A 14,370-nucleotide genomic window follows, 5' to 3' on the forward strand; every position below is an offset into this window, starting at 1 on the left:
GCGGGAACGGGAACATGCCTTCCAGATCGGCGACGGCCTGCACGATCCATTTGGACGCGTTGTTGCGGATCGAGGCGTTCTCGGTCCACCCGGTGACCAGATCCGTCATCGTCAACGACCGCGCGAACTCACCGGCGAACGTCGGCCCGCAGTGCGCGACGGTGTCCGCCTCGACAACCCCCGGCACCGTGGGCGGGGCATCGCCGGCCTTGCTCAATCCGATCGAGTTGCGCAGCAACGGCGACGGCTTCGTGGTCGCGATGCCCCGCAACTGCATCCCCCGGCGTGCCGGTGCCAGGTACCGGTCGATCGTGGCCGGGCTCATCGCCTCCAACTCGACGATCGTCCCGGGTGTCGCGGACGGGTGGTCGAGGTCTCCGGCATCGGCCAGCAGTGGCAGCCAGGATCGGGAGCATCACGGTGAAGTACTTCCCGCACGGGCAGCCCATCAGCACCCACACATGCTCCAGCAACAGCCGGGACTCATCGCTATACGACTTGGGTCGCAGCCGGCGCCGATCGACCTGCTCGGCAGGGTCTGGCAGCACCGGTCCGGTCAGCATCCGCCGCGCGCTCGAGCGGCCCATCCCGGTCGTTGCCATCACCTCATCGAGGATCCGCCCCCGGTCGGCCTTGGACGCCCTCGCGTACGCGGTACGGAGTTTGTTCGTGACATGCCTTCTCGCGGCCATCGGAATCTTGCCTTCCACTCGGCAACCTTCGCGCTCAAAGAAGCTGAGGCACCGAGCCACCCCACGCGCTCAAAGAAGCTGAGGCACGTCGACCTGTTGCCCGCCGGTGCCGATCCGCGATAACGTGCGCGGCAGAGGGCGGCGGCATGGCGATCCGTCACCATGCGACAGGCGCATTACGGGAACCGTTCGGGAGGATCCACCATGGGCAGCATCGAGGGCAAGACCGTCGTCATCACGGGCGCCGGAAGCGGCATCGGCCAGGCCATCGCACGGCGTTTCGCGGCCGACGGCGCGACCGTCGTCGCGACCGACGTCAACGACAAGGGGCTCGCCGAGCTCGACGGCGTCGACGGCATCCTCACCACCCACGCCGACGTCACCTCGTGGGACGAGGTCAAAGCCGCGGTCGACTTCGCCGTCGCCAAGACCGGCAAGATCGACGTCTACATCAACGACGCTGGCATCGCGATGGAGCAGACCATCGTCGACACCGACGTGGAGCGGTTCGACCTGCTGCACCGCATCCACGTCAACGGATGCCTCTACGGCATGAAAGCCGCGCTCGGGTACATGCGCGAACAGGGCTCGGGCCACATCCTCAATGTCATCTCGCGGGTCGCCGAGACAGCGACCACCGGGGTGTCGGCCTACGCCAGCGCGAAAGCGGCGATGTGGTCGCTGACCCGCATCGGCGCCGCCGAGAACGCCGACAAGGGCATCCTCGTCAATGCCCTGTTCCCCGGCATCTCGCGCACCGCGATGACCGAAGACGGCAGCATCGGCGACCCTTCCAAGCTCGGCGCGCCCGACCAAGAGTACGACACGTTCAAGATGCTGGCGACGCTGGATGCCGGCGGGCCCAGCGGTAAGGTGTGGTTCCACGGGCAGGAATACCCGATGTTCCAGGCCGAAAACGACCTCGGCGCGGTCACCGGCGGCCTCGGCGAGGGGCGCGCGAAGAAGGCGTGACGGCGCGCCGGTTCTGGTGCGGAGGTCGCGACGGCCGGTGTTCAGAATTCAGCCTCGGCGTTGCGCCTGACGGTCGTGAGAGGCGGGAGGTTTCCCCGCCCGTCCGGATCGATTCCGCCCTGCACGCCCCGGCCCGCGCCGGCAACCTGCGGCCGGTTCGCCGCGTGAGCACTCGGCGCACGGCGCGACGACCGCCCGGCCGTCGGGGTCAGGGCTGCAGCGCCGACATCTCCGCGCCCGGAGACCCCGCCGAGCGGGCCGGCGGCGCTCATCCCCCGACGGTAGATAGCACGTGTTTCCGGGGCGTGACAGACCGGAAACATGGGCGCCCTACCGTCGGGGGCATGTCCCTGCTGGTCACCCACGCCCACCTCATCACCGTCCCGGCCGGAACCGACGACCCCGGCTACCTCCCCGACGGGTGGATGCTCGTCGACGACGACGGCCGCATCGCCGCACTCGGCACCGGCACCCCCACCGTCACCGCCGACCACGCCCTCGACGCCACCGGCCGGTTCGTCGCACCCGGCTTCGTCTCCAGCCACTCCCACCTGTTCACCAGCGGCCTGCGCGGCCTCGGCGTCGCCGACACCCTCTACGGCTGGTGTGACGCCATGCTCGGCACCACCGCCCACATGGCACCCGACGACCTCTACTGGGCCAGCCTGCACGGCAGCCTCGACTTCCTCGCCAACGGCGTCACCACCGCCTACAACTTCACCGACCCGCTCCAGGCGTGGGAACCGATGATCGACGGCAAACGCACCGGAACCGCCGCCATGCGCGAACTGGAATATCACTTCCGACAGGCCGACGGATGCCGCGACGCCGGCATCCGCTTCGTCGACGCGATCGGCATGGACGCCACCGTCGGCACCGACGACGACGTCTTCGACCGGTTCGCGACCCAGGTCGACCACACCCGCGCGATGGACCCCGCCTTCGCGCTCGGCAGCTCCATCATGGGGCAGGTGCAATGGTCGCCGCGGCCCGAAGCCGCCGAGATCGAGGTCGCCGCGATGCGCCGCTTCGGCGTCACGAACCAAGCTCACTTCCTCGAATCGCCCGAAGCCGTCGAACACCAGCAGTCGAAGTTCGCGCTCTACCGCGACGCCGGCGCCCTCGAACTCGGGCTCGTGTTCGGGCACTTCATCCAGACCACCCCCGAGATCATCGCCGCCGCCGCGGCCGGCGGCGCCGCGATGTCATGGCAACCGGCATCCAACGGTCGGCTCGCGTCCGGCATCGCCCACGTCCCCGAGATGATCGCCGCCGGCATGAACGTCGGCATGGGCCTCGACGATCAGGCCTGCACCGATGTCTCCGACCCGTGGCAGAACATGCGCATCGGCATGTACGCGCAGCGCGCCCGCACCCAGGACCCGCTGTCGATGATGCCCGAACGGATGCTGCGACTGCACACCCTCGGCGGCGCCGAGATCATGGGCGTCGCCGACCGGGTCGGCAGCCTCGAAGTCGGCAAGTTCGCCGACTTCGTCGTCGTCGACCCGCGCACCCCCGACATCGGTCCGCTGTGGCACCCGGTGCGCAGCTACGTGCTGTCGATGACGCCCCGAAACCTCACCGAGGTCTACGTCGGCGGTGCGCTCGTCAACCGCTCCGGGGTCTCGACCAACCCGCTCGCCGCCGAAGCGACCGCCAAGGTGCACGAGGTGCCGGCCGCCGTCGCCCCGCTGCGCGGCCACCCGCACTGACGCTCAGCCCTGCGCGAGACGCCACACCCGCTCGCGGGTGAACGGCTGGGTGTACGGGCGGGTGCCCAGCGCGCGGGCGATCGCGTTGCCGATCGCGGGCGCCACCGGGTTGTACGGCGACTCGCTCATCGACTTCGCCCCGAACGGCCCCAGGCTGTCGTCGGTGTCGGCGAACAGCACCTCGGTGTCGGGGATGTCGCCGCTCTGCGGCACCCGGTACGTGCGGAACACGGGGTTGATCACCCGCCCGTCGTCACCGACCAGCACCTCCTCGTACAGCGCGCTGCCGATGCCCTGCGCCACCCCGCCCTCGATCTGCCCGCGGCACTGCGCCGGGTTCAACACGACACCGGCATCGGCGGCCTGCACCGACCGCAGAATGCGCATTGCGCCGGTCTGCGGATCGACCGCCACCCGCACCGCGTGCACGTTGAACGCGAGCGACCGCTGCCCCCCGAACTCCGCCCCCGTCGCCGTCAGCTCGCCACCGGATGCCGCCGCCACACGCGCATGATCGACGACACCCGCCGGGGTGCGCACCCCCGCCGCGGTGAGCACCGCGGCGGCGGGGTCGGTGCCGGTGACGGATGCCGCCGCCTCCCGCATCCGCCCCGCCAGAGCCAGGCACGCGGCGTGCAGCGCCTTTCCGGCCACGGTGATGCCGGCCGACGCGAACGCGCCGGTGTCGTGCGCGACGGCGTCGGTGTCGCCGTGCCACAGCTCGAGCCGGTGCAGCGGCACGGCCAGGTCGGTCGCGGCGATCTGCCGCAGCACGGTCGTGGTGCCGTTGCCGAACTCGGCGGTGCCGCACCGCAGCAGCACGGTGCCGTCGCCGCGCAGCGTCGCCGAGGTGTGCGCGACGTGCCCGAACGGGGCCATCGTCGCGATCATCGCCAGCGCCATCCCGTCGCCGACCAGCCACCCCTCGGGGGCGGGCGCGTGCCCGCGGCCCATCGCCTCCTCGGCGAGGTCGAGGCACTGGTCCACGCCGCAACTGCCCCACACCAGGTCGTCGTGCGAGAGGGCATCCTGCGGCGAGACCACGTTGCGTCGGCGCAGCTCGAACGGGTCGATGCCGAGGCGTTCGGACAGCAGATCCATCGCCGACTCGACCGCGAGCACCACCTGCCCCAGACCGTACCCGCGGAACGCGCCCGAGGGCACGTTGTTGGTGTACACGGACTCCGCGTCGATCCGCCGCACCGGGCACCGGTACACCGCCAGCGACTCCGACAGCGCGTGAAACAGCACCCCGCGGGAGTGGTTGCCGTACGCCCCGGTGTCGCTCACCGCCGCCAGCCGCATCGCGGTGAGCAGGCCGTCACCGTCGGCGCCGAGGGTCACCTCCACCCGCATCGGATGCCGCACCGACGCCCGCTGAAACTGGTCGGTGCGCGCGAACTCGTACGACACCGGGCGGCCGGTGCGCAGCACCGCGAGCGCCACGAGGTCCTCGGTGAACGTCTCCTGTTTGCCGCCGAACCCGCCGCCCACCCGCGCCGCGTGCACCCGCACCCGGTCGGGGCCGAGGTCGAACACCCGGGCCACCTCGTCGCGGGTCAGGAACGGCACCTGCGTCGACGACCGGATCACCAGCCGGCCGTCGTCGTCGAGCCACCCCACGGCGCCGTGCGTCTCCAACTGCGCGTGCGACACACGCGAGCTGTGCCACGTGCCGGTCACCGTGACGGCGCTGGCGGCCAGGGCCGCGTCGGTCGCGTCACCGTCGCCCTCGCCGACGGTCACGACGACGTTGCGCTCGGCCTCGTCGACCCGGTCGGCCCGGGTGCGGTCGGGGTGCAGCAGCGGAGCACCCGGCTCACGGGCGCGGTCGGGGTCGAACACCGCCGGCAGCACGTCGTAGTCCACCGCCACCAGGCGCCGGGCGGCGTCGGCCGCCTCCGCCGTCTCGGCGGCGACGGCCGCGACCCGCTGCCCGACGTGGCGCACCACGTCGTCGAGCACACGGGTGTCGTCAGGGTCGTCTTCGCGGTGCTCGTGCCGCGCCGTCGAGAAGCGGATCTGGGGGGCGTCGTGGTGGGTGAGCACGGCGACGACACCGGGCACGGCGAGCGCGGCGCGGGTGTCGATCGAGCGGATGCGGGCGTGCGCGTGCGGGCTGGCCACGACCCGCAGCGCGAGCGCCGAGACCGCCGGGTGGTCGGCGTCGAGGTCGAAGGTGAACGGCTCGCGCCCCTGCACGATCCGCCGCGCCGCCTCCGGCACGACCGACCGGCCCACGGCGGGCCCCGTCTCGGCCGGCCTTGACTCGGCGGTCCCCGTCTCGATCGACCCCGCATCGGCCGACCCTGACTCGACCGGCCCCGTCTCGACCGCCCCGGCATCGGCCGCCCTCGTCTCGACAGCCCCCGAGCCGGTGCGCCGCACCACCCCGGTCACCGACGCCCGCACCGCCTCCCGGATGGGCCGGTACCCGGTGCAGCGGCACAGGTTGCCCTTCAGCCGGCGGCCGAGGTCGTCGAGGTCGTCGGCACACAGCGACGCGGCGGTGACGCTCATGCCGGGCGTGCAGAAGCCGCACTGGAAGCCGAAGCCGGTCGCGAGCGCCTCCTGCGCCGGATGCAGGTCGTCGCCCGCCGCCAATCCCGCCGCCGTCGTGATCTCGGCGTCGTCGGCGCGCGCGGCCGGAACGATGCACGAGTGCACCGGCGCCCCGTCCAGCAGCACTCCGCACGCGCCGCAGTCGCCGGCATCGCACCCCTTCTTCACCTCGGTGTGCCCGGTCTCGCGCAGCAGCGTGCGCAGGCACTGCCCGGGGCGCGGCTCGGCGTCCTGCGCGGCGCCGTTGACGTGGAACCTCACCGGCGCGCCGCCGTGATCAAGTCGCGGCGGATCCGCTCGGCCAGCACGATCGACACTCCGCGGCGCCAGTCGGCGGCCCCGAGCGGGTCGGTGAAAAAGTGCGGAGCGGAGGCCACGGCGGCGCTCAGCTCCTCGGCATCCGGCAGCGCAGCGAACCGGAACACGGCGGGCACCTCGGTCGCGGCGGTCACGGTGAACACGGCGCCGCCGTCGGGGTCGATCCGGCCGGTGACGACCGCGCCGGAACGGCCGTGCTCGGCGAGGGCGATCTTGCGCAGCCGGGCCTGCGAGCGCAGCGCCGCCGCCGGCAGGAAGACGGCCCGCAGCGCCTCGCCGCGGGCGAGGACGGTCGAGCCGTTGCCGGTGACGAGGTCGGCCACCGGCACCCGCCGGTCAGCGCCGGCGGGCGTCCACACCTCGGCGACGCCGTCCAGGGCGGCGGCGAGGGAGACCATCGCCCCGGCCGAGAACGCGCGGCAGATGTTGCCGCCCACGGTGGCGGTGTTCCAGATCTTGAACGAGGCGAGCAGTGCGTTCGCGGCATCGGCCACCATCGGCAGCGCGGTCCAGTGCGGGTGGGTGTCGCGCAGCCGTTGTGCGCCGGCGACCAGACGCGCGATCGTGCAGGTCGCGCCAATCCGCAGGCCCTCGGCGGAGGCGTCGAGATCGTCCCAGCCGAGCGAGGTCAGGTCGACGAACCCGGTGACCTCCGGCTGCGGTTCACTCATCAGCCACGACCCGCCGGCGAGGAAGGTCTCGCCCGCCGCGAGGGTCAGGTCGGCGCGCGACCGTGCCGTGCGCCAGTGGCGCACCGTGGTGATGTCCATGTCGGGTCCTGCCTGTGCTGCGGGTGTGTCGAGTGAAACAGAGACCGGTTTCGGGGATGTTTCCGTCCCGTCCCGCGGTCGCAACGCTCCGGCAACACGCGGTTCGTACCGTGGGGGGACGGGAGGTGTGCGATGCGCGAGGTGTTGCCGATCGCCGAGAACTGGGCCCGCGAGGGGACCCCGTTCGCGATGGCCACGGTGTGCGGCACGGCCGGAAGTGCGCCGCGGGAGCTGGGTGCGAGCCTGATCGTCGATGCGGCCGGGCGCGTGTTCGGCACCGTGTCGGGCGGCTGCGTCGAGACCGAGGTCGCCGAGGCGGGCGCCGAGGTGCTCGCGGGCGGTCACGCGCACGTGCTGTCGTTCGGCATCCCCGATGACCCCGTCTTCGACATCGGCCTCACCTGCGGCGGGCGCATCGATGTGCTGGTGCGCGCCGTGCGCCCGGGGTCGCCGGCCGCGAGCGACCTCGTGCTGCTGGCCGAACGCGAGCGGATGGGCCTGCCGGCGACGGCGCTGCTCGTGCTCGACGGCGCACCGGGAACCGGGGCGGGCGCGGTGGTCGCCGACGGTGCCGCGCCCGCCGTTCCGGGAGCGGCGGATGCCGCCGGGCTCACCGCGCCGACCGTGCTCGGCTACGACCGCGCCGGCTGTCGTGTCGACGCCGACCCGGTCACGCGGGTGCTCGCGGTGCCGGTCGGCGCCCCGCCCCGGCTGATCGTCGTGGGGGCGGTGACGTTCGCGGCGGCGCTGGCCCGCCTCGGCGCGGCGATGGGACTGGCGGTGACCGTCGTCGACGCGCGCTCCGCCTTCGCGACGCCGGAGCGCATCCCGGAGGCCACCGTCGTCCACGCCGCCCCCGAACGGTACCTCGCAGCGACTCCCATCGACGCCCGCACCGCGGTGTGCGTGCTCAGCCACGACCCCCGGTTCGACGTACCGGCGTTACGGGTCGCGCTGGCCTCACCGGCCGGCTACGTCGGCGCGATGGGATCGCGCACGACGCACGACGACCGGATGATGCGTCTTCGCGACGCGGGCCTCGGCGAGACGGCGCTGCGCCGGTTGCGCTCGCCGATCGGACTGCACCTGGGGGGACGCAGCCCGGAGGAGACGGCGCTGTCGATCCTGGCCGAGATCGTCGCGGTGCGGCACGGCGCGTCGGGCGTGCCGCTGTCGCAGGCATCCGGCCCGCTGCACACCCCGCAGCCGTCGACGGTGGGTGTCACATGACCGCGGCGGTGTGCGGCATCGTGCTGGCCGCCGGGGCGGGATCGAGGTTCGGCGGTCCGAAAGCGCTCGCGCGGGACCAGAACGGGACGGCGTGGGTGGCCCGCGCGGTCACGACGCTGACCGAAGCGGGGTGTGCCGACGTGCTGGTCGCCCTCGGCGCCGACCGTGAGCGTGCCACGCACCTGGTACCGCCCACCGCACGCATCGTGGCGGTCACCGGGTGGCGGGAGGGTCTGGCGGCCTCGGTGCGCGCCGGGTTGGGTGCGGCCGAGCCCGACATCGACGCGGCGCTCCTGGTCACCGTCGACACGCCCGATATGCCGGCGGCGGCATGCGCGCGGCTCGCCGAGCGGGCGTCGTACCGGGCACTGGCCCGTGCCGTGTACGGCGGCGTGCCGGGGCACCCCGTGCTCATCGGGCGCCACTGGTGGACAGCGGTGGCCGCCTCGCTCCGCGGGGACCGCGGTGCCGGGTCGTTCCTGCAGACCCACGCGGCCACCGCCGTGGAGTGCGGCGACCTGTGGCACGGGGCAGACGTCGACACCGCGCCGGCGTGACCGGGGCCCTCAGGTGCGCACGACGACGTTCTCGGGGTCGGTGTCGGCGAGCATCCGGTCGATCTGGCGGCGCACGAGCGCGCTGATCCGCGGTTCCATCGCCGTCGACGCCCCGCCCACGTGCGGCACGATCAGGACCCCGTCGAGCGCCCACAGCGGGTGATCGGCCGGCAGCGGCTCGGGGTCGGTCACATCGAGCGCCGCCCGGATGCGGCCCCGTTCGGCGTGGGCGAGAAGGGCGTCGGTGTCGATGAGCGGGCCGCGGCCGACGTTGACGACGAGCGCCCCGTCGGGAAGCAGCGCCAGCGCCGCATCGTCGATGACGTGTCGGGTGGCGTCACCGCCCGGGAGGGTGAGGATCACGATGTCGGCGTGCGGCAGCAGGTCCGGCAGCTCGTCGACCCCGTGCACGCGGATGCCGTCCTCGTCGCGCGCCCGCGACGCGACCGGGGTCACGGTGACCTCGAACGGGGCCAACCGGGCCGCGACGGCCTTGCCCACCCCGCCGTAGCCGAGCAGAAGCACCCGCCGGTCGGCCAGGCTCTGCCGGTAATCAGGTTCCCACTGTCGACGCTCCTGAGCCTGCACGAACCCGGGAATCCCGCGCTGCGCGGCGAGAGCGAGGCCCACCGCGAGCTCGGCCGTCGAGGCCTCGTGGACGGTGGCGGCGTTGGCGAACACGATTCCCGTCGGCAGCGTCGCGGTGACTCCTTCGTACCCGATCGACTGGCTCTGCACGAGCCTCGGCTGCACCGCCCCCACCGGTGACAGATCGATGCCCGGCGCCATGTACGGCAGTACCACGAGGTCGATGCGCGGTGTCGGCGGCGGGGAGAGGAGGTCCCACGTCACCAGCTCCACCCCGTCCGGGAGCGGGCGCAGGTCGGCGGCGAGTCCGTTCGACGGCACAGAGACGATCAGTCGGGTCATCCCGCCCACGCTACCGGTGCGGACCGCGACGGGAGGGGCTTGCTCACAGCGTGCGCCGCCTCGACGACGGCGATCGAGCCGAAGGTGAGCGGCTCAACGCTCTGCAGCGCCAGCGGGGCGGGCCCGCCCGGCGCCCCCCACCGCCCGGCGCCCTCCGGCCGCGGTACTCTGGCGGCAGCGCACGCCGTCCGGCAGCGCGAACGGAGGCGATGGTGGTTCCCGAGATCAACTACTGGGCCGTGGTGCTGGCGATGCTCTCGAGCATGCTCGTCGGGTCGATCTGGTACACCCCGAAGGTGTTCGGCACGCGGTGGGCGCGCCTGGCGGGCGTCGACATGAACCGCCCCGCCTCGACGGCGACCGTCGCGATCGTCGTGACGGTGCTGGTGAGCTTCGTCACCGCGTGGGTGCTCGCCGGGGCGACCACGATCGCGTGGCACTTCTACGGCGGCGGTTACCTCGTCGCGGCGCTGCTGACCGGTGTCATCCTGTGGGCGGGGTTCACGGCGGCCCGGTTCATCACTCACGACGCGTTCGAGGGCCGGCCCACCAACCTCACCGTGCTCAACATCGCCCACGAACTCGTGACGATCCTGGTCATGGCCGTGATCATCGGGGTGTGGCCGCCGGCCGGCACGGTCTGAGGGGACCCGCGCCGGCTCAGGCCGCGGATGCCGTCAGCGCCGCGATCGCGGAGGTGAAGAAGGTCAGCCCGTCCACCCCGGAGCGCATCGCGGCGCGGGTGTCGGGCCCGAACCCGGGTTCCACGGCGTGCTCGGGATGCGGCATCAGGCCCACCACGTTGCCGCGCTCGTTGGTGAGACCGGCGATGTCATCGAGCGACCCGTTCGGGTTGACCCCCCGGTAGCGGAACGCCACCAGACCCTCGCCCTCGACCCGCCGCAGCGTCTCGGCGGAGCAGATGTAGCCGCCGTCGGCGTTCTTCAGTGGGATCGTGATCTCCTGCCCCGCCTCGAACCCGGAGGTCCACGCCGTGCCCGCGTTCTCGACGCGCAACCGCTGATCGCGGCGGATGAACTGCTGATGGGCGTTGCGGATGAGCCCGCCCGGCAGCAGGTGCGCCTCGAGGAGCATCTGGAAGCCGTTGCAGATGCCGAGGATCGGCATGCCTTTCGCGGCGGCATCCTTCACGTCGGCCATGATCGGCGCGACGGCGGCGATGGCGCCCGCCCGCAGGTAGTCGCCGTAGCTGAAACCGCCGGGGAGCACGAGCGCGTCGACGCCGGCGAGGTCGTGCGAGCCGTGCCACAGCGCGACCGGTTCGGCTCCGGCGAGGCGGATGGCGCGCTGCGCGTCGCCGTCGTCGAGCGATCCGGGAAAAGTGATGACCCCGATACGCGCGGTCACTCCACGACCTCGATGCCCACGACATCCTCGATCACGGCGTTGGAGAGAATCTCGGCGGCGACGGTCTCGACGGCGGCGAGGGTCGCCGCGTCGGCGGTCTCGACGGTCAGCTCGAACCGCTTGCCGATGCGGACGCCCCCGATGCCCTCGTGGCCGAGCCGCGCCAGCGCCCCGGCGACCGCCTTCCCCTGCGGGTCGAGCAGCTCGGCCTTGGGCATGACGTCGACGACGATGGTGGGCATGTTCGGCTCCGGAAAAGTCGGGAGAGGGGTCGCTGACAGTCTAGGCGCGCCGACCGCGGCGAACGGCACCGCAAACGCGGCTAGAGTGCGCTGGGGTCGTGTTGTACGACCCCCACGCGAGAGGATCCCCCGTGACACAGACCGGATCGCGCCCGCTCCCGGCGCACTTCCTGTTCGGGGCGGCCGCCGCCGCGTATCAGATCGAGGGCGCCGCCTTCGACGACGGGCGCACCGCCTCGATCTGGGACGCGTTCAGCAGGGTTCCGGATGCCGTCGTCGGCGGCGACACCGGCGACGTCGCCTGCGACCACTACCACCGCTATCGCGACGACGTGGCGCTCATGGCGCGGCTGGGGCTGCAGTCGTACCGCTTCTCGGTGTCGTGGGCGCGCGTGCGGCCCGACGGCGGCCCGGTCAACCAGCGGGGGCTCGACTTCTACCGTCGTCTCGTCGACGAACTGCGCGACGCCGGCATCGAACCCTGGCTCACGCTGTACCACTGGGACCTCCCGCAGGCGTTGGAGGATCGTGGCGGCTGGACCTCCCGCGACACCAGCGACCGGTTCACCGAGTACGCCCTCGACGTGCACGACGCCCTGGGGGATCGCGTCGGTGTCTGGACCACGCTCAACGAGCCGTGGTGCTCGTCGTTTCTCAGCTACACCGCCGGCATCCACGCGCCCGGGCGGCGGAGCGTCACCGACGGGATGCTCGCCGCGCACCACCTGCTGCTCGGACACGGGCAGACCGTGCGGGCCCTGCGGGAGCGCGACGCCGCGCTGACACTGGGCCTCACCCTCAACCTCACCGTCGCCGACCCCGTCGACGGCGACGACCCCGCCGACCGCGACGCGGCCCGCCGGATCGACGGACAGTTCAACCGCTGGTTCCTCGACCCGGTGCTGCGCGGGTGCTACCCGGTCGACGTCGTCAACGACATCCGCGCCGTCGACCCCGCCGCCGTGGCCGCGTTCGACGAGGCCGTGCGGGCGGACGACCTGGCCGTGATCTCGACTCCGGTCGACACGCTCGGGGTGAACTACTACCGCGGCGACTACGTGTCGGGGCGCCCGCCGGCGCGGACACCGCCATCCACCGATGCGCCCACCGCACGCGCGATCCGGTCGCCGTTCCCGTCGAACGACGGCATCCACTGGCACGATCGCGGTCTGCCGCGCACCAGCATGCACTGGGACGTGCAGCCGGCCGAGCTCACCCGGCTGCTGCGGCGGGTGCACACCGAGTACACCGGAGCGGCCGGCGTGGCACTGTACGTCACCGAGAACGGGGCCGCATATGACGACTCGGTCAGCGTCGCGGGCGGCGCGTCGCGGGTGCACGACGTCGCGCGGACCGCGTTCCTGCGGGCCCACGTGGCGGCGGTGGCCGACGCGATCGCGGCCGGTGTGGATGTGCGCGGCTACTTCGTCTGGTCGCTGCTGGACAACTTCGAGTGGGCCTGGGGGTACCGCAAGCGGTTCGGGATCGTTCGGGTCGATTTCGACACCCAAGAGCGTATCGTCAAGGACTCCGGCCGCGAGTACGCTCGAATCATCGCAGAACGTGCGGTCGACGTTTCCGTTGGGGTGGAGTCGGCGCACGGGTAGAGGGGTGCGTATGAGCAACGATGCCAGCGTCCACCATCCGACGAACGAGGAGGTCGCGGCGGCGGCCGGGGTGTCCCGATCGACGGTGTCCCGCGTCATCAACGGGTCGCCGTCGGTGAGTACCGTTGCACGCGACGCCGTGAAACGCGCGATCGCCGAGCTGCACTACGTGCCCAACCGGGCGGCACGGTCGCTGGCCAGTCGTGCCACGATGGCCATCGCGCTGGTCGTCCCCGAGAACACGCACCGCGTGTTCGGCGACCCGTTCTTCTCCGAGGTGATGTCGGGTCTCACCTCGCGATTGGACAGCACCGACTACGTGCTGAACCTGATCATCGCCAGCGACGACCCTCCCGAGAAGACCGCCGCGTACATCACCAGCGGTGCCGTCGACGGGGCGTTCATCATCTCGCACGACACCAGTGACCGGTTCATCTCACGGATCGTCAGCGCCGTCCCGGTCGTCTTCGGCGGGCGGCCGTCGGCGACCGGCACAGACACACACTACGTCGATGTCGACAACGTCGCGGGGGCCCGCATCGCCACCGAGCACCTGATCGCGCGCGGACGCCGGCACATCGCCACCGTCACCGGGCCGCTGACGATGGCCGTCGCCGCCGATCGGCTCGCCGGATATCGGTCCGCCCTGGCGGCCGCGGGCCTGGATGCCGGTCCGATCGCCGACGGCGGATTCGCATTGCTGCAGGGCGCCGAGGCGATGCAGCACATCCTCGACACGGAGGAGCCGGTGGACGCCGTCTTCGTGGCGAGCGACCTCATGGCCCGCGGTGCGGTGAGCACGCTCGCCCGCGCCGGGGTGGCCGTGCCCGCCGAGGTCGCCGTGGTCGGGTTCGACGATTCGCCGGCAGCCACCGACCTGTCGCCGCTGCTGACCACGGTGCGCCAGCCGACGACGACGCTGGGTCACCAGATGGCGGAGGTGATGCTCGCGGTCCTGGCCGGAGAGCAGCCACCGACGGCGACGATCCTCGACACCGAGCTCGTCGTGCGCGAGACCAGCTGAGTCCGGTTGCATTACGGTTACGAATCGTTCACCGGCGATCCCCGAGCGGGCGTGCGGGAGGCAAGATGAGCGGAGGCCGTCGTCTTGCCGCGGCCTCCGACGACAGCAGGGGTGGTCAGCATGTCTGGACGGCACAACACCGCGGGGGGTCGCATCGGCGTCGCCCTCGCCACGCTCGGCGCTTTCGCGCTGGTCCTGACCGGATGCACGTCCGGTGGGGGCAACGGGGACGGCGGTGGTGGCAGTGGCGGCTCGGACGAGCCGATCATCGTGGGAACGACCGACAAGGTCACCACGCTCGACCCGGCCGGTTCGTACGACAACGGGTCGCTCGCGGTGCAGACGCAGGTGTTCCCGTATCTCGTGAACACCGACTACAACAG

At 72.2% G+C, this 14,370-nt stretch carries 12 protein-coding genes and 2 pseudogenes; 8 read left to right on the top strand and 6 right to left on the bottom strand.

Going from position 1 to position 14,370, the window contains the following annotated elements:
* Positions 1-325: pseudogene (locus tag ACK5KK_RS10380) on the bottom strand (integrase); the annotation flags it as partial.
* A gap of 571 nt (positions 326-896) precedes the next feature.
* On the opposite strand from ACK5KK_RS10380, the gene ACK5KK_RS10385 reads away from it, so the two are divergent.
* The gene (locus ACK5KK_RS10385; protein ID WP_416890011.1) at positions 897-1,664 is read left to right on the top strand and encodes an SDR family NAD(P)-dependent oxidoreductase; all 768 of its coding nucleotides are present in this window, start codon (positions 897-899) and stop codon (positions 1,662-1,664) included.
* A gap of 344 nt (positions 1,665-2,008) precedes the next feature.
* Entirely contained in the window at positions 2,009-3,379 is a 1,371-nt protein-coding gene (locus tag ACK5KK_RS10390; protein WP_416890012.1) for an amidohydrolase family protein, read from the top strand.
* A 3-nt stretch (positions 3,380-3,382) separates the two neighbouring features.
* Here the strand turns inward: ACK5KK_RS10390 and ACK5KK_RS10395 are convergent, their stop codons facing one another.
* Both ACK5KK_RS10395 and ACK5KK_RS10400 read right to left on the bottom strand, forming a co-directional pair.
* Positions 3,383-6,202 carry a molybdopterin-dependent oxidoreductase gene (locus ACK5KK_RS10395; RefSeq protein WP_416890013.1) on the bottom strand — a complete coding sequence of 940 codons (2,820 nt, stop codon included), beginning with the start codon at positions 6,200-6,202 and terminating at the stop codon, positions 3,383-3,385.
* On the bottom strand, positions 6,199-7,029 hold the full coding sequence (locus tag ACK5KK_RS10400) for an FAD binding domain-containing protein (protein WP_416890014.1): 831 nt from the start codon (positions 7,027-7,029) through the stop codon (positions 6,199-6,201). The genes ACK5KK_RS10395 and ACK5KK_RS10400 overlap by 4 nt, the downstream gene beginning before the upstream one ends.
* Positions 7,030-7,161: 132 nt before the next feature.
* Between ACK5KK_RS10400 and ACK5KK_RS10405 the strand changes: the two genes are divergently transcribed.
* Positions 7,162-8,259, top strand: coding sequence for an XdhC family protein (locus ACK5KK_RS10405; RefSeq protein WP_416890015.1), 1,098 nt, complete (start codon positions 7,162-7,164; stop codon positions 8,257-8,259).
* Positions 8,256-8,816: a nucleotidyltransferase family protein gene (locus ACK5KK_RS10410; RefSeq protein ID WP_416890016.1), complete on the top strand. Its 561-nt coding sequence runs from the start codon at positions 8,256-8,258 to the stop codon at positions 8,814-8,816. The genes ACK5KK_RS10405 and ACK5KK_RS10410 overlap by 4 nt, the downstream gene beginning before the upstream one ends.
* Positions 8,817-8,825: 9 nt before the next feature.
* Here ACK5KK_RS10410 and ACK5KK_RS10415 read toward each other — a convergent pair whose 3' ends face one another.
* Entirely contained in the window at positions 8,826-9,746 is a 921-nt protein-coding gene (locus ACK5KK_RS10415) for a 2-hydroxyacid dehydrogenase (protein WP_416890017.1), read from the bottom strand.
* 212 nt (positions 9,747-9,958) lie between these two features.
* On the opposite strand from ACK5KK_RS10415, the gene ACK5KK_RS10420 reads away from it, so the two are divergent.
* Positions 9,959-10,390, top strand: coding sequence for a DUF1761 domain-containing protein (locus ACK5KK_RS10420; protein WP_416890022.1), 432 nt, complete (start codon positions 9,959-9,961; stop codon positions 10,388-10,390).
* 16 nt (positions 10,391-10,406) lie between these two features.
* Here ACK5KK_RS10420 and purQ read toward each other — a convergent pair whose 3' ends face one another.
* Positions 10,407-11,114: a phosphoribosylformylglycinamidine synthase subunit PurQ gene (gene purQ, locus ACK5KK_RS10425; protein WP_416890018.1), complete on the bottom strand. Its 708-nt coding sequence runs from the start codon at positions 11,112-11,114 to the stop codon at positions 10,407-10,409.
* Positions 11,111-11,356 carry a phosphoribosylformylglycinamidine synthase subunit PurS gene (gene purS, locus ACK5KK_RS10430; protein ID WP_416890019.1) on the bottom strand — a complete coding sequence of 82 codons (246 nt, stop codon included), beginning with the start codon at positions 11,354-11,356 and terminating at the stop codon, positions 11,111-11,113. Before purS ends, purQ begins: the two co-directional genes overlap by 4 nt.
* Positions 11,357-11,487: 131 nt before the next feature.
* On the opposite strand from purS, the gene ACK5KK_RS10435 reads away from it, so the two are divergent.
* From ACK5KK_RS10435 to ACK5KK_RS10445, 3 genes and pseudogenes are all read left to right on the top strand, one after another.
* On the top strand, positions 11,488-12,963 hold the full coding sequence (locus ACK5KK_RS10435; RefSeq protein ID WP_416890020.1) for a GH1 family beta-glucosidase: 1,476 nt from the start codon (positions 11,488-11,490) through the stop codon (positions 12,961-12,963).
* A gap of 10 nt (positions 12,964-12,973) precedes the next feature.
* Positions 12,974-13,987: a LacI family DNA-binding transcriptional regulator gene (locus tag ACK5KK_RS10440; RefSeq protein WP_416890021.1), complete on the top strand. Its 1,014-nt coding sequence runs from the start codon at positions 12,974-12,976 to the stop codon at positions 13,985-13,987.
* 120 nt (positions 13,988-14,107) lie between these two features.
* Positions 14,108-14,370 (top strand): annotated as a pseudogene (locus ACK5KK_RS10445) (peptide ABC transporter substrate-binding protein); the annotation flags it as partial.

This window comes from Microbacterium sp. (genome assembly GCF_047972865.1).
Lineage (GTDB): Bacteria > Actinomycetota > Actinomycetes > Actinomycetales > Microbacteriaceae > Microbacterium.